The 21,795-nt window shown below is 36.1% G+C and carries 25 protein-coding genes and 1 pseudogene; 14 read left to right on the top strand and 12 right to left on the bottom strand.

Going from position 1 to position 21,795, the window contains the following annotated elements:
* Window positions 1-50 precede the first annotated feature (50 nt).
* Together NST14_RS25300 and NST14_RS25295 are read right to left on the bottom strand one after the other, a co-directional pair.
* Entirely contained in the window at window positions 51-644 is a 594-nt protein-coding gene (locus NST14_RS25300; protein WP_061536077.1) for a DUF4304 domain-containing protein, read from the bottom strand.
* Entirely contained in the window at window positions 631-1,101 is a 471-nt protein-coding gene (locus tag NST14_RS25295) for an SMI1/KNR4 family protein (RefSeq protein WP_000858819.1), read from the bottom strand. The genes NST14_RS25300 and NST14_RS25295 overlap by 14 nt, the downstream gene beginning before the upstream one ends.
* A gap of 86 nt (window positions 1,102-1,187) precedes the next feature.
* Here NST14_RS25295 and NST14_RS25290 point away from each other — a divergent pair, with 86 nt between their 5' ends.
* The 3 genes from NST14_RS25290 to phnA all read left to right on the top strand — a co-directional run bounded on the left by NST14_RS25290 (window position 1,188) and on the right by phnA (window position 4,519).
* Window positions 1,188-2,846 (top strand): outer membrane protein assembly factor BamB family protein, encoded by a 1,659-nt coding sequence (locus NST14_RS25290; protein ID WP_229143407.1) that lies wholly within the window; start codon window positions 1,188-1,190, stop codon window positions 2,844-2,846.
* Between the two features lie 301 nt (window positions 2,847-3,147).
* Window positions 3,148-3,942: a DUF2628 domain-containing protein gene (locus NST14_RS25285; RefSeq protein WP_229143404.1), complete on the top strand. Its 795-nt coding sequence runs from the start codon at window positions 3,148-3,150 to the stop codon at window positions 3,940-3,942.
* Between the two features lie 235 nt (window positions 3,943-4,177).
* The gene (gene phnA / locus NST14_RS25280; protein WP_000212737.1) at window positions 4,178-4,519 is read left to right on the top strand and encodes an alkylphosphonate utilization operon protein PhnA; all 342 of its coding nucleotides are present in this window, start codon (window positions 4,178-4,180) and stop codon (window positions 4,517-4,519) included.
* A 200-nt stretch (window positions 4,520-4,719) separates the two neighbouring features.
* Here the strand turns inward: phnA and NST14_RS25275 are convergent, their stop codons facing one another.
* From NST14_RS25275 to NST14_RS25260, 4 genes are all read right to left on the bottom strand, one after another.
* The gene (locus NST14_RS25275; protein ID WP_000679250.1) at window positions 4,720-5,517 is read right to left on the bottom strand and encodes an ABC transporter permease; all 798 of its coding nucleotides are present in this window, start codon (window positions 5,515-5,517) and stop codon (window positions 4,720-4,722) included.
* The gene (locus NST14_RS25270; protein ID WP_000470273.1) at window positions 5,501-6,160 is read right to left on the bottom strand and encodes an ABC transporter ATP-binding protein; all 660 of its coding nucleotides are present in this window, start codon (window positions 6,158-6,160) and stop codon (window positions 5,501-5,503) included. Before NST14_RS25270 ends, NST14_RS25275 begins: the two co-directional genes overlap by 17 nt.
* 54 nt (window positions 6,161-6,214) lie before the next feature.
* Window positions 6,215-6,388: an aspartyl-phosphate phosphatase Spo0E family protein gene (locus NST14_RS25265; RefSeq protein ID WP_001103328.1), complete on the bottom strand. Its 174-nt coding sequence runs from the start codon at window positions 6,386-6,388 to the stop codon at window positions 6,215-6,217.
* A gap of 228 nt (window positions 6,389-6,616) precedes the next feature.
* Window positions 6,617-7,687, bottom strand: a complete 1,071-nt coding sequence (locus tag NST14_RS25260; RefSeq protein WP_000682080.1) for an NAD(P)/FAD-dependent oxidoreductase — start codon at window positions 7,685-7,687, stop codon at window positions 6,617-6,619.
* Between the two features lie 352 nt (window positions 7,688-8,039).
* On the opposite strand from NST14_RS25260, the gene NST14_RS25255 reads away from it, so the two are divergent.
* The 3 genes from NST14_RS25255 to NST14_RS25245 all read left to right on the top strand — a co-directional run bounded on the left by NST14_RS25255 (window position 8,040) and on the right by NST14_RS25245 (window position 9,785).
* Window positions 8,040-8,279, top strand: a complete 240-nt coding sequence (locus tag NST14_RS25255) for a YuzB family protein (protein ID WP_000595026.1) — start codon at window positions 8,040-8,042, stop codon at window positions 8,277-8,279.
* Window positions 8,280-8,523: 244 nt separating this feature from the next.
* Window positions 8,524-9,390 (top strand): diaminopimelate epimerase, encoded by an 867-nt coding sequence (gene dapF, locus NST14_RS25250; protein ID WP_000077383.1) that lies wholly within the window; start codon window positions 8,524-8,526, stop codon window positions 9,388-9,390.
* Window positions 9,391-9,431: 41 nt separating this feature from the next.
* The gene (locus NST14_RS25245; protein WP_000573822.1) at window positions 9,432-9,785 is read left to right on the top strand and encodes a HesB/IscA family protein; all 354 of its coding nucleotides are present in this window, start codon (window positions 9,432-9,434) and stop codon (window positions 9,783-9,785) included.
* 150 nt (window positions 9,786-9,935) lie between these two features.
* Here the strand turns inward: NST14_RS25245 and NST14_RS25240 are convergent, their stop codons facing one another.
* Entirely contained in the window at window positions 9,936-10,499 is a 564-nt protein-coding gene (locus tag NST14_RS25240) for a GNAT family N-acetyltransferase (RefSeq protein ID WP_001068205.1), read from the bottom strand.
* Window positions 10,500-10,970: 471 nt separating this feature from the next.
* On the opposite strand from NST14_RS25240, the pseudogene NST14_RS25235 reads away from it, so the two are divergent.
* Window positions 10,971-11,060: pseudogene (locus NST14_RS25235) on the top strand (methyltransferase); the annotation flags it as partial.
* A 106-nt stretch (window positions 11,061-11,166) separates the two neighbouring features.
* Window positions 11,167-11,520 (top strand): YxeA family protein, encoded by a 354-nt coding sequence (locus NST14_RS25230; RefSeq protein ID WP_000833137.1) that lies wholly within the window; start codon window positions 11,167-11,169, stop codon window positions 11,518-11,520.
* 28 nt (window positions 11,521-11,548) lie between these two features.
* Here NST14_RS25230 and NST14_RS25225 read toward each other — a convergent pair whose 3' ends face one another.
* Entirely contained in the window at window positions 11,549-12,010 is a 462-nt protein-coding gene (locus NST14_RS25225; protein WP_000635515.1) for a DUF523 domain-containing protein, read from the bottom strand.
* Window positions 12,011-12,090: 80 nt separating this feature from the next.
* Between NST14_RS25225 and NST14_RS25220 the strand changes: the two genes are divergently transcribed.
* Window positions 12,091-12,978, top strand: coding sequence for a helix-turn-helix domain-containing protein (locus tag NST14_RS25220; protein ID WP_000535242.1), 888 nt, complete (start codon window positions 12,091-12,093; stop codon window positions 12,976-12,978).
* A 10-nt stretch (window positions 12,979-12,988) separates the two neighbouring features.
* Here NST14_RS25220 and NST14_RS25215 read toward each other — a convergent pair whose 3' ends face one another.
* The 3 genes from NST14_RS25215 to NST14_RS25205 all read right to left on the bottom strand — a co-directional run bounded on the left by NST14_RS25215 (window position 12,989) and on the right by NST14_RS25205 (window position 16,161).
* Window positions 12,989-14,236: an MFS transporter gene (locus NST14_RS25215; RefSeq protein WP_000391922.1), complete on the bottom strand. Its 1,248-nt coding sequence runs from the start codon at window positions 14,234-14,236 to the stop codon at window positions 12,989-12,991.
* 333 nt (window positions 14,237-14,569) lie between these two features.
* A complete protein-coding gene (locus NST14_RS25210; RefSeq protein WP_000662718.1) occupies window positions 14,570-15,046 on the bottom strand; it encodes a GyrI-like domain-containing protein in 477 nt (158 codons plus the stop codon).
* 125 nt (window positions 15,047-15,171) lie between these two features.
* Window positions 15,172-16,161, bottom strand: a complete 990-nt coding sequence (locus NST14_RS25205) for an NAD(P)/FAD-dependent oxidoreductase (protein WP_000829779.1) — start codon at window positions 16,159-16,161, stop codon at window positions 15,172-15,174.
* Between the two features lie 462 nt (window positions 16,162-16,623).
* Between NST14_RS25205 and NST14_RS25200 the strand changes: the two genes are divergently transcribed.
* The 5 genes from NST14_RS25200 to pepA all read left to right on the top strand — a co-directional run bounded on the left by NST14_RS25200 (window position 16,624) and on the right by pepA (window position 21,099).
* The gene (locus NST14_RS25200; protein ID WP_000856615.1) at window positions 16,624-17,832 is read left to right on the top strand and encodes an NAD(P)/FAD-dependent oxidoreductase; all 1,209 of its coding nucleotides are present in this window, start codon (window positions 16,624-16,626) and stop codon (window positions 17,830-17,832) included.
* A 123-nt stretch (window positions 17,833-17,955) separates the two neighbouring features.
* The gene (locus tag NST14_RS25195) at window positions 17,956-18,462 is read left to right on the top strand and encodes an NUDIX hydrolase (RefSeq protein WP_000415311.1); all 507 of its coding nucleotides are present in this window, start codon (window positions 17,956-17,958) and stop codon (window positions 18,460-18,462) included.
* Window positions 18,459-18,776: a YuiB family protein gene (locus NST14_RS25190; RefSeq protein ID WP_000027014.1), complete on the top strand. Its 318-nt coding sequence runs from the start codon at window positions 18,459-18,461 to the stop codon at window positions 18,774-18,776. Before NST14_RS25195 ends, NST14_RS25190 begins: the two co-directional genes overlap by 4 nt.
* Before the next feature lie 86 nt (window positions 18,777-18,862).
* Window positions 18,863-19,489, top strand: a complete 627-nt coding sequence (locus NST14_RS25185; protein ID WP_000920101.1) for a 3D domain-containing protein — start codon at window positions 18,863-18,865, stop codon at window positions 19,487-19,489.
* 125 nt (window positions 19,490-19,614) lie between these two features.
* Window positions 19,615-21,099 (top strand): cytosol aminopeptidase, encoded by a 1,485-nt coding sequence (pepA, locus tag NST14_RS25180; RefSeq protein ID WP_000487970.1) that lies wholly within the window; start codon window positions 19,615-19,617, stop codon window positions 21,097-21,099.
* Between the two features lie 81 nt (window positions 21,100-21,180).
* On the opposite strand, the gene cdaS is transcribed toward pepA, so the two are convergent.
* Window positions 21,181-21,786, bottom strand: a complete 606-nt coding sequence (gene cdaS / locus NST14_RS25175; protein ID WP_001209528.1) for a sporulation-specific diadenylate cyclase CdaS — start codon at window positions 21,784-21,786, stop codon at window positions 21,181-21,183.
* Between the last annotated feature and the right edge of the window lie 9 nt (window positions 21,787-21,795).

Genomic DNA, 21,795 nt, shown 5'->3' with positions numbered 1-21,795 from the left:
AGAAGGATATAAAAGTGTGATAAAGCACTAGCAGAAAGCACAATGTGAAGTTACATTGCGTTTTCTACTAGTTTTTTCATATACATGTCAACTTCGTGAAAGAATACGGGCTCTTTTTCCTCGGTATTCAGATGTACAGCACATTGCAAATATTGCTGTAAGTAGTGATTAGCTTGCTCGTACTGTTTTAAATTGTAGAAAGAGAAACAAGTAAGAAGCAAAAACGCTTTTTCCTGTAATATTGGAACGACGGCTAGTACTGGAGTAACGGAATGTATATTTATTTTTACTAAATTCTCATAAGATGCCCACACTTGAAACCAGTCGAAAATAGTAGAAAGATAATTCGGAATGTCGATAGTTTCATGTGAAACATTATGCAATAACTGGTTCTGTTTCATATGTATAGGCTCTATTCTCGTTCGCAGAATGCAATCGAATATTGAGATGTTTTCTTTAATTAGTAATTGGTCCGTGATAAGCTGCGGGAGATGACTTTTTTGTATGTTAATGAGTTTATAAAATCCGTTTTCAGCTTTGCAAAATGTATGTCTTTTTTTCTTAAATCCAAGCAGTTTTAAAGCAGCATGTAAATTTGCAATGGAATTTTGTACCGCTTTAGAATAAGGTTTACTCTTCGTCATATTCATATGTAGTTAAGTTTTGTAAGAAACTTTCAAAGTTAGGTGCTAATTCAATTATTTGCTCAACTTCATTATCAATAAATATAACTGGAGGATTTTCAGCTACATTTCGATAGTCTAATGCAATCCATGTATGTCCGTCCCCAGATAAAAGTACGAGATTCTCAGGCATTTCCCATTCTTGAATTAAATAATGACTCTCTAAAATACTAGATTCATTTTCATCAAAAGAAATGCCATATAAGCCAGAAACATTAACGTGATCGTCTGCCCAAGAATTCGGCTCTGAAGTAGGGTGAGCATCAAGGCGCAGTGTTCCTCCATTTTGTTCTTTTAGAAGGTTTATGTATGATTCCGGAAGCTTTACGTTCAGTACTTCTTCTGCTTTTTTGATTAGTTCGTCGTTAATGGGTGCTAGTTTTAAATAATCATCTTCTGTCCAAATTGTAGTCTTCATATTGGGTCACCTCAAATAATAGTTTTAAGAATCTTATGTCATATATTATAGTTAGTTTGAATAACGAGCAATAGAGGGAGGAAATAATGAAAAAGTTTCAAATCGAACTAAATAAACTGCCGACAGAAAATGCCGGAGAAATAGTAATTAGTATAGATGATAGAATTGTGTTGCAAGAAAAAACAGACATAATCGACCCGATTTGTCAGTTGTTTGACGCATGGGGTGAATGTTTTAAAGATGATGGTGCTGTGATTTTTTTAGATAGGTATGAAAAAAAGGTAGAGTTTAAGAAGAAGGATGGGGACTTTCTCATTATTAATCAGAGAGGAAAAAAGTTAGCTAGTGTTGATAGCGAGCAATTTTTACGAGTAATCTTTTCGTTTCTTAAAAAGGAGATAGAGCAGATTTACATAAGTGGAGTTGATTCTTTCCGAATAAAAGATGCGTATCATAGAATTTTAGAAATTGAGCCATTTCTTTCTGAACTTGTAAATAGAAATAACGCAATTATGTACCGAACATATCATTCTACAAGTGGTAAGTATGAATTAAACTGGAATTATTTAAAGGGGGTAGAGGTTGAACCGATATTTACTCCGGTACTATCTCATAATGAGAAGAGTATCTTTTATGTGGAGGAAAACAGCCACGAAATTCGTAAACTCGATAGTGAAACGAAAGAAGAGGTTTGGCAGTGTCATCTTCCACTAGTAGAAGATTGTAATTGCATAACTGTGAATGATGTCACAATTATTTGGCATGCGAATAGATTTGGAGAAAATATTGCGAAATTGTACGCTATTTCATCAAGCTCTGGGGAGTTTCTATGGAATTTAGAAATAGAAGGGCATATTATACAAGTTGTAAAAACTACGAAGGAAGAATTACCACGTTTATTAGTTATGACACAGGAAGGCTACAATGTTTTATTAGAGCTTGAAAGTGGAGTGAAAGTATGGGAAAAGAATGTCCGAGTTGGAGGAGAGAAGTTGCAATGCCATTTTGGCTCAGATTACTATGTGTTAGCAGGGAATCCTTTGGATGAAGATGCGGAAGTTGATGCATATAGTAACGTTGCAATTGCCATTCAATTATTAGATGCTTCTACACGATGGAAACAAATGATGGAAGATTGTAATCCAAATGAACCAGTTACTTTAACTAATGAACATTTTATATGTGTAGCAATAGATTCATTACAAAAGTGGGAATATGGAAAAGAAGGTTGTAACTTAATTTTTGAAAAAGCCTTTGATGAGGTACAGTACTCTTACATTGCATCACAGGGATCAAAAATATTATTAACAAGAACTGAGTATGATTATGAAGAGGTAAGTAAACAAATACAATGTTATGACCATAAGAGCGCTCAAAAGTTATATGAAGTAAATATGCCTTTTGAAATTGAATTGCCTCCATTTCTTATCGGAGAGATGATGGTATTGTCCTTAGGAGAAGGAAGAATTTGTGGTATTCATATTCAAACAGGTAAAGTGATTTGGAACAATACGACTCTACATGATATTACAGAGGTTCTGTTATATAAAGATCGAGAAATTTATATTGCAACTTCAAATTTAGAATTGATAATACTTGATGCTGCATGTGGCGAGGTAAAAGATATAATTAAACTGCCTAAAAATGTTGTAGCAATAGATTTTATTGTATCAATTGAGGAAGTTAATAATGCATTATTCATTAGTTGCGTAAGTGGAAATATGTTTGAAATAGTAGAAAGCTAATTTGTGAGTTCTCTTAAATCGAGATGTTTGTTTTAAAATAGTAGTATATATTCACTAAAAAAGATGTATAAAATGATTTTGATGCATCCTTTTTAGTGAATATATAAAATAATTAACTTAGTGTATTAAACCTATCATTCATAAGTATTCTAATATATTAAAAAGAAAAATGAAATAATAAACGAGAAATTGTCGGAATATATTCGATTTCCGTTCATTTTTATGAAATATATGTACTTCTTGTTAGATTCTTTCTTTTTCTTTCTATAAAATACACGTATGTAGAAAGAAGAAAAGGATGATGTACGTGAAGGACACTGTTTTACAAGAAACAATTTCTCCGCAAGAGTTACATAAAGTTGTTCAAAAGAATACAGCTTATTATGACTTTAAATGGGGCAAAGTAGAAAATCCAGCGCAAGGGAATACGTGGAATTGGGTAGCCTTTTTCTTCCCAACTTTTTGGATAGCTTATCGTAAAATGTATAAGTTGTTTATTATACTTACGTTATTGGCGGTACCTAGTATCATTGTAACTCCTTTTATAGATATTCCAGATGGGATTTATTTAACATGTAGTTTAGTTCTTCAGTTAGGAACGATGATATTTACTGGATGGCAAGGCAATCGTTTATATTATAAGCACGCTGTTCGTGTTCTACATAAGGGAGAAGGTACGCCTGATCATGAGAAAGCATATTACTTACAATCAAAAGGCAGCGCTAGTTTTGCTGGCATGATTGGTTTACAGGTTATAGTGATGATAGTATTTGGTGGAGCTATGTTTGGATTTTCCCTTTTACCAACTGAGCCGAATATTAAAAATGTCGTTCGTTCAAGTAGTGAAGGTGTGACTTTAGAGATTATGACGGATAATCCAACTTGGAAGTTTGTGAAGAAAGAACAAGATTATGATGTAGTAGAATTTACTGGTTATGATTATACAGAGAAGAAAAACGTGAAAATTAAATTTGCTGTTTATTTTAGTGAAGACTATTTTGAATGGCAAGAAGTATATGAGAATAATAAGAAGTTAAGTGAAGATGAGCTAGAAGAGTATCAATATCACATTGAGGAAAATGGTTGGGTATTCTAGTTAGAACTCATTCATTTTGAAAAGGAGAATCTTGTGAAGGTTCTTCTTTTTTACTTGGAAACACCATACGAATTGAAATTTTGTAAAATACAATAAAAAATGAGAATTTGAGGTAGGCTTGTCAATAACGTGAGACTATGGCACTATATAGAAATGCTATACAAATTTTATTTATCGAGATGTAAACATCAATTTTGATTTTTACGTATAAATAATGAACGGAGGAAATGAATTTATGGCTACTTTACCAAATTGTCCAAAATGTAATTCAGAATATACGTATGAGGATGGCGTTCTTTTCGTATGTCCTGAGTGTGCTCATGAGTGGGGCCAAGAAGCAGAAGCTGAAAATAATGATGGTGCAAAAGTTGTAAAAGATGCGAACGGAAACGTTCTTCAAGACGGCGATGCTGTTACTGTCATTAAAGATTTAAAAGTAAAAGGAACTTCTTCAGTTGTGAAGATCGGTACGAAAGTAAAGAGTATCCGTCTAGTTGATGGCGATCACGATATTGATTGCAAAATCGACGGTTTCGGAGCTATGAAGTTAAAATCACAATTCGTGAAGAAGGCGTAAGTAAATAAAAAGAGGAGGCGTATAGGCCTCTTCTTTTTATTATGTCATTTTTTGTCGGTAAGTCGATATTCCTTGTCGAATCGTCGATATATTTCAAAAATCGTTGATATATTTTGAGTTATGATAGATATATTCGAAAAATCGTCGATATAATTTCACTCACCGAGAAAGGTGCATCATTTACCGAGCAAAAAGCTAGATTACCGTCCACCATAGTCAATATCCTTCAACTGACACCTCTTATTAAAGAATGTTTTATATCCAAGCTGTAAAAAGATAATGACAGCAAAAGCGGTACTTCCTGAAATACCGAGTATAATTGCGATTTGATATTGAATAGCTGTAAATGGTGATACACCAGATAAGATTTGACCAGTCATCATGCCCGGTAAGCTTATAATTCCCATTCCGACCATAGAATTGATCGTTGGTAAAATAGCGGAGTCAAAAGCGTCGCGTATGAGCGGAGCAGCGGCTTCTTTCGGTGTGGCGCCGAGCATAAGTGCCCCCTCGATTTGACCTCTTTGCGATTTCATATTGTTTAAGAACGTATTTGCACCGAGAGAAACACCTGTCATTGCATTCCCAACTAACATTCCGGTAATCGGAACGATATATTGCGGGGCGTACCACGGATCATGTCCGATAATAACAAAGATAAATAGTAGAAGTGGCCCAATTGATCCGGCTACCATGGAAAGGGCGGCTACTCGTTTTAATTCTTTAGACATTGGGATATTCACTCGTTTATAAATATTAAAAATTGCAAAGGTAGTAATAGAAGTAATAAGAGCAATTGTATAAAATGGATTACTATTTTCAAATACGTATGTAAGGACATATGCAACGAGTACGAGCTGAATCGTCATACGGAACGTTGCGAGCGCGATTTGTTTTTCGCGAGGTATCCCTTTTAATTTCACGAGCCCGATTAAAATAAGAATGAAAATATATGCAGCGGCAAGTTGCCAAATTTGGAGTTCAATCACGCCCTTCAACTGAGAGCACTTCCTTTCTAGTTGCACCGTTTGCTTTACTAATCTCAATAATATCGTCTGCAATTTCTTCTGGAAGCTGTTGTGAGTGTGTGATGAAGATGACTGTTTTTTTCTTTTCTTTTGCTAACATAGTGAATTGCTTCATAACGCGTCGTTCTGTATCGCTATCTAACGCCGAAGTTGGTTCATCTAATAAATAGACAGGTGGATCCATAAGTACGATACGTGCAAAAGCAAGTCGTTGTTTTTCGCCACCTGATAATGAATCAGCGTTGTCTTCTAAATTTTTTTCCAAGCTAACAGTCGTTAATGCACTTCGCAAGGCAGCATCATTTGGAAATGGCTTTTCAGAAAGACGAAGTCCCATTAATAGATTGTCTTTAATGGTTCCATCGAAAATAGGTGGCGTTTGCCCAAGCATGACTACGTCACGTCGTAATTGAATAGGGGGATAATCAGAAATTAGCTTTCCGTTATATTCAATTGTTCCAGATGTTGGAGATTGTAGATCATTTAACATACGGAGCAATGTGCTTTTTCCGCTCCCACTCTCGCCGATAATACATGTGATTTTTTCTTTTTGAATCTGTAAATAAGGAATGTGCAGTATATCTTTATATGTAACGTCTTTTAATATAAACATAGATGGCTCCTTTCTGATTCTAGTTCTATCGTATCAAAAAAGAGAAGGTAACGGTTATAAAGAGCAACGTTTTTTCTTCGTCTTGATTTCTATTAATAAGTTAAGTAAACGATCTAATTCTTGGCTGAAAGAAATTACTTTATGATGAGTGAATCCGTACTTTTCAACGAGATAGATCAATTCTTTCTTCTTCGCTTCTATTCGATCATTTAGTTTCGTTACGTTCATAAGTGAAATGAAATGCCTCCTGTAAAAGTATTTACAACACAAAAAATAAGACCGAATGAATTCGGCCTTAAAGGAAATAAAACAACTTATCAATAGCATACACTGTTTATTGGTAGTTTTTAATATAAAAATGAAAAATAAATCATGATTCATATTGAGAAAGATGTGTCTGATAATTATATTTTAACGAATAAGAGGCTGCCTAATTAGGAGACAGCCTGTAAAGTATTAACCGTTATGATATTTGTACATCCAGAGGATACCGGATTTTAGTAACCTTGGTACACGTCCCATTAATGGTTGGTTTGCTAGCAAACCAAAGCCGTGCTTCTTACCAAGAGAGCCGAGAACACCTTTTAATTTAATGACAGGTAGTTCGTCAGGAAGTGGTTCATTATGCCAACGTTTTAATAATATTTGGACAATTTGTTCCCCTTGACCTTCAGCAAGTTGTGCAGATGGTGCGTGTGGAAGTGCTGCACAATCTCCTACAACATATACGTGCTCGTTATTTGGAATATTGTGATATTTTGTTAAAACAACCCGTCCGCTACCATCTTGTTCAACTGGAAGGTTTCGAACAACTTCATTTGCTTGAATACCAGCTGTCCAGACAATTGCATCACATTCAAGTGGTTCATCGTGGTTGTACACAATATTTGGCTCTACTTTTGTAATGTTAGAGTTTCGTATAATAGTAACTTTATGTTTTACGAACCATTCTTCTACATATCTACTTAATTTCTCTGGATATGGGAATAGAATTCTATCTTTTCGATCAAATAAGTAGATTTTTAAATCAGAACGACTTTCGCGAAGTTCACTGGCAACTTCAACGCCACTTAATCCAGCACCAACGACTGCTACTGTTGCATTTGGTTCTAGACTATTTAATTGTTCATATGTCTTACGTGTTTGTTCAATCGATTGTAGGCTATGTGTATATTCCTTCGCCCCAGGAACGTTATGATATTTATCCTCACAGCCAAGTCCAATAATTAAATCATCATATTGAATTGCTTCGCCGCCATCGAGATGAACAGCTTTTTCTTTGAGATCAATATTTGTTACTGTGCCGTATTGAATATTGAGGCGTGGGTGTTCAGGAAACGGTATACGAATATGCGTTTCTGAAATAGTACCCGCAACTAATGCATAATATTCAGTTTTGAAGCAATGATATGGTACTTTGTCGATTAATGTCACTTGTACATCATCCGGAAGTTGGTTGCTTGGAAGTAGCCGTTGCAGAATTCTCATTCCACCGTAGCCGCCACCTAATATTACGAGGTGTTTCATGATGGATTACCCCTTTTCTGTTGAAATATCCCCTAATCATAAAATTTTATATTAATAAAATATTTTGACTTTACTCAATCAAATTATATCGAATTTGTGAACAAATAACAATGCATGAATGAATACTCTGTTGTACAATAAGAAGAAAAGTAGAGTAAACGATCTGCATTATTTAGTTACCATTTCATCGTAAATAGCATGTTATATAGAAGGAATCATCTATTTTGAAGTGAAATAATGAAGTAACTAAATAGTTTAGAAGGTGTAATGAAAACAACAAGAAACAGCTTAGTTTTTTTCTTATAGATGAAGTCAGAAAGTAATTTGTTTTGTAGTACAGGGGGGGAGAATTTTGATTAAACCATTAATTGAATTTTGTGTAGGTAACCTTGCGAGTGGTTCACAAGCCGCTTTAGAGAAATTAGAAAAAGATCCGAATTTAGATGTAATGGAGTATGGTTGTTTAGGATATTGTGGTATTTGTTTTGAAGGACCGTTTGCACTTGTAAATGGTGAAGTGGTACAAGGGGCTACAGTAGAAGAACTTGTTAATAATGTATATGAGTATTTGGATGAAAATCCAATGTTTTAAGGTGTTGCAATCGGCAGCACCTTTTTCTTTTTCTATTAGATAAAATTTTATTTCGCAGGGGAGGATAATATTGTATATAAATAAAAAAGGCCCTTTTTAGAAGGGCTTTTTTCTTACACAATTTGCGCAAGAATGGCTCATCGCCAAATGTTGTCAAATATGAGAAACGGGGGACATTCATATTGTGTTCTAAAAGCGTGCATTTTATACTTGAAATAACAAATTATTTTTGGAGTGAATACAAATGAGCCAATTTTCTTTTACAAAAATGCATGGTCTTGGCAATAGTTATATATATGTAAATATGTTTGAAGAACAAATTCCTGAAGAAGATTTAGCTCTTGTGGCGGAAAAGGTTTCAAATATTAATACTGGTATTGGAGCAGATGGAATGATTTTAATTTGTCCGTCTGACGTAGCGCCGGTGAAAATGCGCATGTTTAATAATGATGGATCAGAAGGAAAGAGCTGTGGTAACGGTCTACGCTGCGTAGCGAAATATGCGTATGAGCATAAACTAGTAGAAGATACAGTTTTCACAATTGAAACGTTAGCTGGCATTGTAACGGCTGAAGTAACGGTAGAAGAAGGGAAAGTTACGTTAGCGAAAATTGATATGGGAGCACCGCGTTTAACGCGTGCAGAAATACCGATGCTTGGCGAAGGTGAAACACCATTTATTCGTGAAAACTTCTTATACAATAACCATCGTTATGCATTTACAGCTGTTTCAATGGGAAATCCGCATGCAGTTATTTTTGTGGATGATGTAGAACAAGCACCTCTTACAACACTTGGACCAGTTCTTGAGACACATGAAATGTTCCCAGAACGAGTAAATGTTGAATTCATTGAGATTTTGAATGAGGAAGAGATGAACTTCCGCGTTTGGGAACGTGGATCTGGTGTAACACAAGCTTGCGGAACAGGGGCGTGCGCTGCAGTTGTAGCCTCTATTTTAAATGGAAAAATGGAACGTGGTAAGGAAATTACAGTTCATTTAGCTGGTGGCGATTTAATGATTGCATGGGCAGAAGAAGGCAACGTGTTAATGAAAGGACCAGCAGAAGTAATTTGCCACGGAGTGTATGAGTACAAGATAGAAGCGTAAAGATGTATAATAGAACGAGAACAGAAAGGATGGTGTATTTCATGATTGAAGTAACAGAACAAGCAGCTTTTCAAATTAAAGATATGTTAAAAGATGCTGAAGATGGAGAGAAGTACGTGCGCCTTGCTGTACACGGCGGCGGATGTAGTGGTCTTTCTTACGGCTTAGGATTTGAAGTAGAACCAAAAGAAGACGACACAGTTCTTGAGTTTTTCGGTGTCGAATTTGTTATCGATAAAGAAAGTGCTCCGATTGTTAAAGGAGTAAAAATTGATTATAAACAATCTATGCTTGGCGGCGGATTCACAATTGATAATCCAAACGCAATCGCATCATGCGGATGTGGATCATCTTTCCGTACAGCGACGAATGCTGGTAAGCCAGAAGAGTGCTAAGTTTTTAGTTGAAATAGAGAAAGACCTTTTTAGCGATGGAGTGCAATCGTTAAGGAGGTCTTTTCTTTTACAGTAAAAAATCAAAAAGCCGCCTTCTAAATTTAGAAACGAGCCTTAAGATATTTGTATAACAAATTTTAAAATCTTAAACTAATTTATCTTTGCATAGATGCAAGTATCAGTTAGTTGTTTGCCGTCAGCTGAAACATCTTCATTACGTAATACCCCTTCAAGTTCAAAGCCTAGTTTTTCAGGAATCGCACGACTTTTCGTGTTATTAGATTCACATCGTATTTCAATCCTTCTAAATTTGAATAACTGAAATCCAAGGTTTGTTAACGCACGTACTGTTTCTGTTATGTATCCACTGCCACTAAATTGCGTGTTAACCCAGTATCCAATTTCACATTTAGAAACATTCCAATTAATTCGGTGAAGGCTAGCTGTTCCAATAAAATTATTCGTCTTCTTATGGTAGATAAGGTAGCGAAAGCTTTCTCTGTTCAAAAAATTTATATGGGCATTTCTCAGAAGAATTTCCGTTTCTTCAACAGTAGGAATGGACTGGAATAAAGACAACCATTGCTTTAATTCATGAATTGAATCTTTAATAGCTTTATGTACTACATTCCCTTCACCTGCTTGAAGTGGCGCTCGAAGAATGAGTCTATCTGTTTCTATTTGTAACGGAACATCTAATAAAATAGGATTCATATTATTTCTCCCCTCAAAACCTTTAAATTAGGACAGAATGAAACTTATGTAAAAAAACTTTCGTTCAAAAGTTAGAGAACAATAAATATATATTCACTTCATCATTTAGAAATCCTTTTTCATCTATTGACTTCTAATTTCTTTATCAGTTATTTGAGCTTTAAGTTTTCTTTTTTCCAGTTATAATTGAAGGGTAGAAAGAGGGGATATATGCTGGAAAATATTTTTGAATTTATATTGAAGTACGTTATAGGTCCTATTTTTAGATGTATAAGATACCTTGTGATAGATATTATAATAGAATGCATAATAGAAGGTGTAATAAACGGTATAAGGAAATTACGTGATAAGTGGCGAAAGTGGCGTGAAAGACGTTATTGGCGGTAATAGGTACATAAAAAATTGGCAGTAAAGAGATAGAGGATAAAAAGCCTTAAGGGAGATGATTCATTCATTTCCCTTAAGGCTTTTTATAATGAAGTAGTAGCAACTCATCTAAATTTAGAATCTGTACTCATGCCAATTGGTGACGGCATGACGGTTTCTAAAGTGAAGCAATAATTATTATCTTACAAAAGTGTAATGTTCATGTCATGTTTTTGAATTTCTTCTTTAAGCTTTGGGCTTTAAGATAACAATATAAGAAAAAACATATGAGGTGAAGGAAATGAAAAGATATATTGCACTGTTTAGTATTTTAGTTGTATTCGCAAGCCTTTTAGTTGGTTGTGATATTAACCGTATGGGGAAAGATCAGTACTATGTTCAAATCACAGCTGATGGAATTGAAAAAAATGAGAAGTCTGATAGCGGAGAGCCATACAAATATTTTGAGTATAAATTAAAAGGATTCGATAAAGACGGTAAAGAGAAAGAATTAGAATTCACAGCTCAAAAAAACTTACGTAAAGATGCATTCCTACGCGTATACCACTCAGATAAAAAAGGTGTTTCGGCTTGGGAAGAAGTTAAGAAAGATGAGCTTCCTGCGAAAGTGAAAGAAAAATTAGGTGCAAAATAAGAAAGAAAAAAGGAATTGACGAACAGGGTCAATTCCTTTTTATATTTTCAAAATCATCTTCTGAAATGACTGTAAATCCATGTCTTTTGAATAAAGCAGTTGTTACCCCGTAACCAGTTTGTTTATTCCCGTTAAATTCTCCTGTATAAATTGTGGAACTACCACAAGAGGGACTGCGTTCTTTTAAAATAATATATTCTGGGCGCAAATCTTTCATTTGTTCTAATGCTTTATAAGCACCATTTACAAAAGCTTCCGTGACATCTTCACCGTCTTTTGTCATCACTTTCGCTTTTCCATCCAAAACGTCATCGCCATTCCCGCCAATAATTTCAGCTGAGGGACGAGGCGTTGGCAATCCTCCTAATACTTCGGGGCAAATGAGGAGTGTCTCTTCTTGTTGCAGCAAATCCCCTATTTTTGAAACGAGATTGTCATTTCCATCATACCGACAAGCGATACCACCTAAACAAGCGCTAATTACGATCATATTTTCATCTCCATTAAAAAAATATTAAATAGCACGCCAAATCCCCTTCCTCCCTCTTACTTATAAATGAGGTGATAAAAATGGGAAGCTTATATAACTTAATGAAACCATATAGTGAATTTCGAAGTAAAGAAGAGTTTAATACATATCAAAAACAAATTTTGAAATGCTACCGATTTCAATTGAATAAAACAGATGCTACCATCATTCATTTTTTAGGGAAGTATGCAGTAAATGAGAAACAAAAAACAGTGGGGGTTGCTTGTCCGTTAATGGAGACGATTGCGACGAATGTTGGAAAAAGTATTCGTACAGTACGCCGCTCCATTGCAAAGTTAGAGGAATTAGGAATTATAAAGCGTGTTGCAACGAAAGAAAGACATAAACGCGGCGGGTATAGTGCGAACTTATATGTATTTCTTATATCTGCAATTGACCGCATGGATGACCGTATGAAATTGTCCGCATGTGAAAGTGAGAATGATGCAGCTGGCTGTAGTGGAATGGGGCAAAAATATGAGGGGGAAACAATTCTTTCTAAAAACATTCCACAAATAAAAGAGAATAGAAAAGGAACGTACGAGCTTGATGAGACGTATTGCCGTCATGATATACCGAAGCCTTTTATATATGCACTTCTGCCGATGACGAGTAATCCGAAGAAGATTAATATATTTTGGAGTAAGGTGGAGCTTGCTTATAAAAAGAGCGGATTATTAGAGCAAGGTGTTTTACTGGAGCAAATATTAGCTGATGAAGAAGTGTATGGAAATTTCATTTGGCGCGTAAAAAGTGTTGTGAGAGCGTATAAATACGGAGAAATCCGTAAAAATGTTAAGGCTCTTTTATATAGTACAGTGCGAGATTTATTTTTAGAGATTGGATTAGAATGGGGGGCAGCTGTGAGAAGAAGTAAGGGGATACCGTTATTTGATCCGTTTAAAAAGGAGCCATGCGTAAATGCATGACTCCAAGTAGTTAATCAAACTTTCTTACAACTGGAACACGAATCGCTACAAATAGTACGAAGACGATAACGGCGATTGCACCACTTTTCATAACGGTTACGATTGGAATTCCTATTGCAAGCGCGATTGATGTGAATGCATAAGAGAGCGGGATAAAGCCCATTGATGATAGCATAAGCAAACTCATTACGCGTCCCATCATTTCTTCTTTTACTGTCGATTGAATCATCGCCATAAGCGGAACGATAGCCATTGCGATTGTAATACCGTAAAACATGCCAGCTAATAATGCTTGCCATAGTACAGTGCTAAAGTTGATGGATAAGAAGAAGACACCAGACAGTAGCATCATGATAATGCAAAATAGACCGCGTCTACGATTAATATTTTTTAAACCGACAATGACTGCGCCTATTGCCATTCCGCCTCCTACAGATGCTTCTAAGTAACTGAATTGAAGCGAGTCACCGTGTAGAACATTTTTAATGAAAAGCGGGAAACCGACTTGCATCGGACCGATTAAAAATAAGTTTAGAAAGGCGCTACAAATAAGGAAAGTTGAAAGAAACGGTGATTCCTTTACATATAAAATTCCTTCTTTAATAGAAGTGAACATGCTTTTGTCTGTATTTTGCTGCTCTGGCATCGTAAATTGTATTTTTTGAACGAGTATGGCTGCGACAATGAGTAATAAAATTGTAATCGAGAAAATCGTTTCATAGTTCGTAAATTTAATAAGAATGCCGCCAAGTACAGGGCCTAAGATGACCGATGCTTGGTTCGTCATTTGTGTAAGTGAGTTTGCTTGTGTTAAACGGCTTTTTTCGACAAGTTCAGGCAAGATAGATCCATCAGCCGACCAGAAAAAAGCATCAGCAAGTCCAAAGAATAAAGCGAATAAAGCAAATGTATATAGTGTTACATCACCTACGATAAACCATGTAAGGATAGTTGCGACGAGAATAGCACGAACAATATTAGAATAAAACATAATGTTTTTTTTCGGGAATTTATCAGCTACAGCGCCGCCGATAATCATAAAAATAAGCCTTGGAACACTAAGAGCTACGAAAACCACACCGAGTGATGCCTCAAGGTTTAATGTTTTTGCTATGTACCACGTTTGTGAAAAAGTAAAAAAGGCTAAAGCGAAACTTGAAAAAAGAGTAGCTGCCCAAAGAAAAAGGAAATTCGTATTTTTTAATAACGGTTTTCCGCTTCCTTCTAAAGCAGATTTATTTTGTTGTAGTTCCTCCATATTGCTTCCTTTCTATGCGACAAATTTAAACTAAAAAACTTGTTAACAATCACTTTATCCCGCGTTAACGGGCAGTAAAACTCCCACCTCAAAATTTGGCTCGAGCAAAGAAGTTAGGTGGGAGACTAACTGCCCGTAAACGTCCGATTGGTGAGGGCTAATACTCAGTGGTGGGGGATGAATCCCCCCCCACCACTGAGTATAGTTTCACTTTATACAGTTTCTAATATTTCTATACTGCACTTTCTCATTGTAGACAATTATGTTGGATTTGCACAGTGGCTATTTAACGACAAAAAAGAAGATACCATTTGGTATCTTCTTTTTTGTCGTTTAGGCTAATGCAATATAAATATCTAATTGTACGTTAGTTGGATCTAACGCTCTTTCATCATAAAGCTCAAAGTCTGTTGTAAAAGCACGTTTGTTTTCCTTTGACCATTTCCAAATATATTCCCAAGCCTCGCAAACGACTTCAGCAATTGGTCCCTTTCTCGTTGTAAATACCGCATACGTAGCGGCAGGTATTGTTAAAGTTGTCATATTTGCAGGAACGTCTTCTAATGAAGAAACAGGCATGCCAATTGTGTATTTATATGTACCCGTTTCATCTGATTCGTAATTTGAATAGAAAGCGAATGTTTCTTTCGTTTGTTGATTTGGAATGTGATGCATCATTTGTTCTTGAAAGTATTGGTTCCAAAGCCCTGGAATTTTTCCTTCAGTAGATGCCTCTATTTTATTTGTCGTCGTAACCGAAACACCGATTGCTTGGAAAGCTTCTTTTTTTACGATAGTAGGTTCTTTCATTTTTAAATATCCCCCTTATTGAATAGAACGTTTGTTCTTATTTATTGTAACATATTTTGGAAGGGGACGATAGCGTAATAAAAAAAGAACTCCTTCGCATAAAGGGAGTTCTTTTCATTTCTATATTAAAACATACTTGAGCTGTGCATCGGTTGAAGTTTTGCGTTTGGATCGAAGTAAGCTTTCGCATTGTTTACGGCAGTTGGTGCTTCACCGAAGCCGCAAGCAATGAGTTTTACTTTTCCTTCATATGTACAAATGTCACCAGCAGCGTAAATACCAGGAATATTTGTTTCCATTTTCGAGTTCACGAGAATGCTGTTTTTTTGTATATCTAAGCCCCAGTTTTTAATTGGGCCAAGAGAAGAAACGAAGCCGTAGTTTACGATTACATCATCAACATCGATGATAATTTTTTCTTCCGTTTTTACATGCTGAAGAACGACTTGTTCAATTTTGTCATCACCAATGAGTTCTACTGGAACGTATGGTGTGCTTACTTCTGCACGAGAGTTCATTAAGCTTTCTACGCTATGTTCATGCGCACGGAATTTATCACGACGATGAACAATTGTAACTTTGTCAGCGATCGGCTCTAACATCATTGTCCAGTCAACAGCTGAATCGCCGCCGCCAAATACTACGACGCGCTTACCAGCAAATTTATTCATATCATCAACGAAATAATGTAAGTTTTTCTTTTCATACTTTGCTGTTCCTTCTAATTCTAAGCGGCGTGGTTGGAAAGCACCATTGCCAGCAGTAATAATTACTGATTTAGAATAGTGAGTTTGCTTATTCGTAACAAGTTTAAATATACCGTCAGCTTGTTTCTCAAGCGTATCAACAGCTTCTTCTAAACAAACGGTTGGATCAAATTTCTTCATTTGCTCTTTTAAGTTATCAACTAATTCTTGTGCGCGCACTTTCGGGAATCCGGCTACATCATAAATGTATTTTTCAGGATAGAGCGCGGATAATTGTCCTCCAAGCTGAGGTAAGCTTTCAATAATTTTTACACTTGCTTGTCTCATACCACCATAAAATGCTGTGAATAGTCCTGTTGGCCCACCACCAATAATTGTTATGTCGTAAACTTTTTGATTTTCTGCCACTTTCATTCCCCCTATAGATGGAATTTTGATATTGATTTCATATATTGTTCATATGTACACGAAAATCCTGCAAATGATGATACTTTCAAATAAATGATAGCATATTTGAGTGCATAATACTTCTGAAAACGACTGAATTGTGTGTAAGTTTTCGCATAGATGTTTTTTACATTGTATAAAATATACAGAAAGGAAAATACATGAAAAAAAGGCTGAAAAACCCTTGAAAACGCTATGTTATTTTAAAATATTGATAATTCTCCAGACGCTTGAATTCTGGAATAAAACCGACTAATATAGGGAAGTATTATGTTAAATTTCTATGACAAAATTCGTACGATTTTTTGACTGTGTTTTGTTATGATATAGAATGTGATAAATTCCACATTCTTGACAAATAGAGTTTTTAGTACTTGGTATTATTTTTCATTACTATTATATAAAGAAAAGGGTTGTGATTTGGTGAAGACTCCAAAAATCGTAGTTTTAGGTGCAGGTTATGGCGGGATGATTACGACTGTTCGTCTGCAAAAAGCATTATCTGTAAATGAAGCTGAAATTACGTTAGTAAACAACAACAGCTATCACTACCAAGCGACTTGGTTACACGAGAGCGCAGCTGGTACATTACAAGATGAAAAAATCTGTCTAGATATTCAAGACGTTATTGATACAAATAAAGTGAACTTTGTACAAGATACAGTAGTAGAAATTAAAGCAGCTGAAAAACGCATTATCTTAAAAGACGGCGAGTTAGAATATGACTACTTAGTAATCGGTCTTGGTTTCGAATCAGAAACATTCGGAATTACAGGATTAAAAGAGCATGCATTCTCAATCGCTAACATTAATGCAACTCGTCAAATTCGTGAGCATATGGAAGCTAGCTTCGCTAAATATGCAGATGAAAAGCGCGATGAGTTAGTAACAATCGTTGTTGGTGGTGCTGGATTTACTGGTATCGAGTACGTAGGTGAGCTTGCAAACCGTGTTCCTGAACTTTGCAAACAGTACAATGTACCACGTGAAAAAGCACGTATTATCTGTGTAGAAGCTGCTCCAACAGCACTTCCAGGTTTCGATCCAGCATTAGTAGAATACGCTGTGAAACAACTTGAGAAAAAAGGTGTAGAATTCCGCATCGGTACAGCAATTAAAGAAGCAACTGAAGAAGGTATTATCGTTGCGAACGGTGATGATACTGAATTAATTAAGTCTGAAACAGTAGTTTGGGCTGCAGGTGTTCGTGGTAACGGTATTGTGGAAGAGTCTGGCTTTGAAGCAATGCGCGGACGTGTAAAAGTTGATGAGTACATGCACGCTCCAGGATACGAAGATGTATTCATGGTTGGTGACGCAGCGTTAATCATTAACGAAGAAATTAACCGTCCATACCCACCAACAGCACAAATCGCAATTCAACAAGGTTACAACATTGCGCACAACTTAACTGTGTTAGTTCGTGGTAAAGGCGAAATGAAGAAATTCGTATTCGATAATAAAGGATCTGTATGTTCTTTAGGTCATGACGATGCAATGGGCGTTGTTATGGGCAAAAAGTTAACAGGTTGGAAAGCTTCCTTCATGAAGAAAGTGATCGATAACCGTTACCTATTCTTATTAGGTGGACCTTTATTAGTTCTTAAAAAAGGTAAATTAAAGTTCTTTTAATATATAGTAGAAAAAGCAGAAACGGCTAAGAGCTGTTTCTGCTTTTTTCATTTAAAAAATATAGTATAATATATAAAAAAGAAAGAATATTCTGTCCGTTCTAATAGAGGAGGGTATGACATCATGGAGAAGCGAGGAAAAGTATGGTTAGCTGTCAGTGGCCTAGTAGCTACAAAAGATGGCAGGTGGTTATTCGTTAAGAAGAAATACAGTGGGTTAAAGGGGAAATGGTCTTTACCGGCTGGTTTTGTAAATGAAGGTGAGACCGTTGATGAAGCTGTGAAACGTGAAGTGTTAGAAGAGACAGGTATTGTCGCTCATGTAAAGGGGATCATTGGTGTTAGATCGGGCGTAATTCGCAATGAGATTAGTGATAATATGATTATTTTCCTTTTGGAGCCTGAAGGGGAAGAGATTATTGTACAGGAGAAGGAATTGTCTGAAGTAGCGTTTCTACATCCAGATACGATTGCGGACGATCCAAATACGTCTGTACTTATTACATATTTGTTAGAAAGACAATCAGAATTACATCTTGAAATGGACAAAACATTAAATCCAGGAGAGCAGTTTGGTTATACAGCCTATCACGTATTTACGGCACATACGAAGGAGAGGGAGAAAGAGTGAGTATACCGGTATTACTTATTTCAATGATGTTATTTTTCATTTTGTTTTTTGGAATTGGATTTTTACTCAACATGATATTGCGAGCGACATGGGTAATGGTTATTGTATATCCGATTGTTTGTATGCTTATTATTAATAAGGCGAGTATGTGGGATTATTTTTCAAAGCCAAAAGAAACATTCTCTTCATTTGGGACAAGTGTATCGCATTTAGGACAAGCAGATGTGTTTATTTTATCTACTGGATTGATTGGTGCTGCTTTAGCGGGAATCGTTATTAAGAAACTTCGGAAAAGCGGATATCAAATGTTTTAATCTCCAATGCAATTGGAGATTATTTTTTTGCATATTCTTTCATCGTATAGGGAATGATTAACGATGAAGGAGTGTGGCATATAAAAATGTTAAAACGATATTGTATTCGCATTATGATGACTTGTTTACTTGCAATTGCATTATGCGTAACATGGAATGCTTTCACAGGAGTTTCTTTATTAGAGATTGTAAAGAAATATGAGGGAACGAGTGCAAAAGAAGTACATGCAGCAGAAGTTAAAAGAAATGTTGCTCCGAGTAAAGAAGTGATAAATGCTTTAGAGCAGGCAAACGACTGGTCTAAATATCGTTCAATTGAAATGACTGCAACAGGTTATACGTCGGGAATTGAGTCAACTGGTAAGAGGCCGGGACATCCGGAGTATGGTATTACATATTCAGGTGTTAAGGCGAAACGGGATTTATATTCCACAATTGCAGCGGACTTACGCGTATTCCCAATTGGAACAATCTTATTCGTACCAGGTTATGGGTATGGTGTAGTAGCTGATAAGGGCGGTGCAATAAAAGGAAACCGTCTTGATTTGTACTATGATACAGTGAAAGATGTTTATAGCCAATGGGGTAAGAAAAAAGTAAATGTATATGTAGTTAAGATAGGAAATGGTAAGTTTTCAGAAGAAGAGTTAACGATGTTAAACCAGGATGAGACGATGCAAGTGTTTCGTGGTCAATATTTAAAACAAAGATAGTCTAGTGGTAAGTACGCTAGACTTTTTTTATTTTATATAGGGTATAACAGAAGTTAGAATTGTCGCATTTTATCGAAAATAAAGTTATAATAAAGATAGAGTAGAGAAATTTAGGGGGTCTGAACATGTTCCAAGTACAAAAAGAATTAGCAAGCCATGAAGCGGTGATTGTTGCCTTATTTGAAGAAGAGGAAACGAGTAGCTTTGTACAAGAACTGGACAAAGCGTTTGAAGGACAATTACAAGTTTTATTAGAAGAGAAAGAACTTTCTACGAAGAAGAAAGCTATTTCAAAAGTACATAGTTTAGGAAAAACAGAAGTGAAACGTTATTATTTCGTTGGTTTAGGCAAGAAAGAATCTTATACGACAGAAACATTACGTTCGGCTCTTGGTAAGACGTTTAAAACACTGCAAGCAGCAAAAGTACAAGATGCAGCAATCTTACTTGATTCTTTCGTAACAGAGAAATTAGACGCGATTGATGTCGCTCATATTGCGGCAGAAGTACAAGGCCTTGGTACATATGAGTTACAAACGTATAAATCAGATAAAAAGGATCGTGTAGAGTTAGAGAAGTTTACGGCTATTACAGCGGAAGATGCACAGGAAATTGAAGCGGCATTAACAGTTGGCTACGTACATGGACGTGCAACAAATTCAGCTCGTACACTTGTAAATATGCCGCCAAACGTATTAACAGCGACGAAGCTTGCTGAGTATGCTGTTGAGTTAGCTGAGAAGTATGATATGGATTATAAAGTTCTTGAGAAAGAAGAGATGGAAGAGCTTGGTATGGGTGCGTTACTTGCAGTAAACCAAGGTAGTGTAGAGCCACCAAAAATGATCGCTCTTATTTATAAAGGAAAAGAAGAGTGGACAGATGTTATTGGATTCGTTGGAAAAGGAATCACATACGATACAGGCGGTTATTCTTTAAAACCACGTGAAGGTATGGTCGGTATGAAAGGTGATATGGGCGGTGCAGCTGCTGTATTAGGTGCGATGGAAATTATCGGTGAACTTCGCCCAGAGCAAAATGTGATCGCTGTTATTCCATCAACAGATAACGTTGTAAGTGGTACCGCATTTAAGCCAGACGATGTAATCACATCTATGAGCGGAAAAACAATTGAAGTATTAAATACAGATGCAGAAGGTCGCTTAGCATTAGCTGACGGTATTACGTATGCGAAAAAATTAGGTGCAAACTATTTAATTGATGTTGCGACATTAACAGGTGGTGTAATTGTTGCACTTGGAAATCATACGACAGGTGCAATGACAAACAATGAAGAGTTGTTTGAGCAAGTGCTAGAAGCATCTATGGAAACAGATGAATCAATTTGGCAATTACCGATTTTTGATCGTGATAAAGAACGCGTGAGAAACAGTAAGTTTGCTGATTTAAATAACTCACCAGGCCGCGAAGGACATGCGGTTATGGCTGGTACATTCCTGGGTGAATTTGCTGAAGATACACCTTGGGTACACTTAGACATCGCTGGAACATCTGAATCATCAGGAGCGCATGATTTAGGTCCAGCTGGAGCAACAGGTGCAATGGTACGTACACTTGCAACGCTTGTTGAACGTTTCGGCGAAGAATAAGATCGTAAGAGAGGGCTGTTCCTACATTTTGGAACAGCCTTTTTTATTGATATATGGTGTTACGGCCGATGTAATTTTACTTTATAGAGAAATTGTATATAAAGTCCCGTTTAAAGCAAAGGAAGTGCGGCCCGTTTCTTCAGAGACAACTAAAATAAGGGCATCGCTTTTTTCTGATAAGCCAATTGCAGCTCTGTGACGTGTTCCTAGTTCAGGATCAACTTCTGTGCTTTTCGTGAGCGGAAGAATATTGGCAGCTGAGACAATATGATTATTTTTAACGAGAACGGCTCCATCATGAAGAGGGTTACCTGGATAAAATATTGATTCGAGTAATGGTGCGGTTAAATGAGCGTTTAATGTCGTTCCAGTTTGAATGAAAGCTTCAAGCGTCTCGTTTCGTTCCACAACGATAAGAGCGCCATGTTTTCGGGCGCTTAAATGTTGGATAGCTGTCGTAATAAAAGATGAACTTTCCGTATAAGGTGATAAATATGCTTGAATATAGTATGTAGCTGCCAATGTTTGTACATTTGCTAACATATGATGAATATCTTCCATTTTGCATAAAATACATTCGTCTTCTTTATCGATTGCGCTCCTCATAATCGATAGTTCTTTTTCAGCAATTTCAATCATTTGCTTTGTTTGTATTTTGAGCTCTTCTGACAAGCCCCATTCGCGCATAATCCTCAT

This window comes from Bacillus sp. FSL W8-0519 (genome assembly GCF_038005585.1).
Lineage (GTDB): Bacteria > Bacillota > Bacilli > Bacillales > Bacillaceae_G > Bacillus_A > Bacillus_A paranthracis.
The sequence above is the reverse complement of the archived record's forward strand: the minus strand, read 5'-3'. Positions and strand labels throughout refer to the sequence as shown.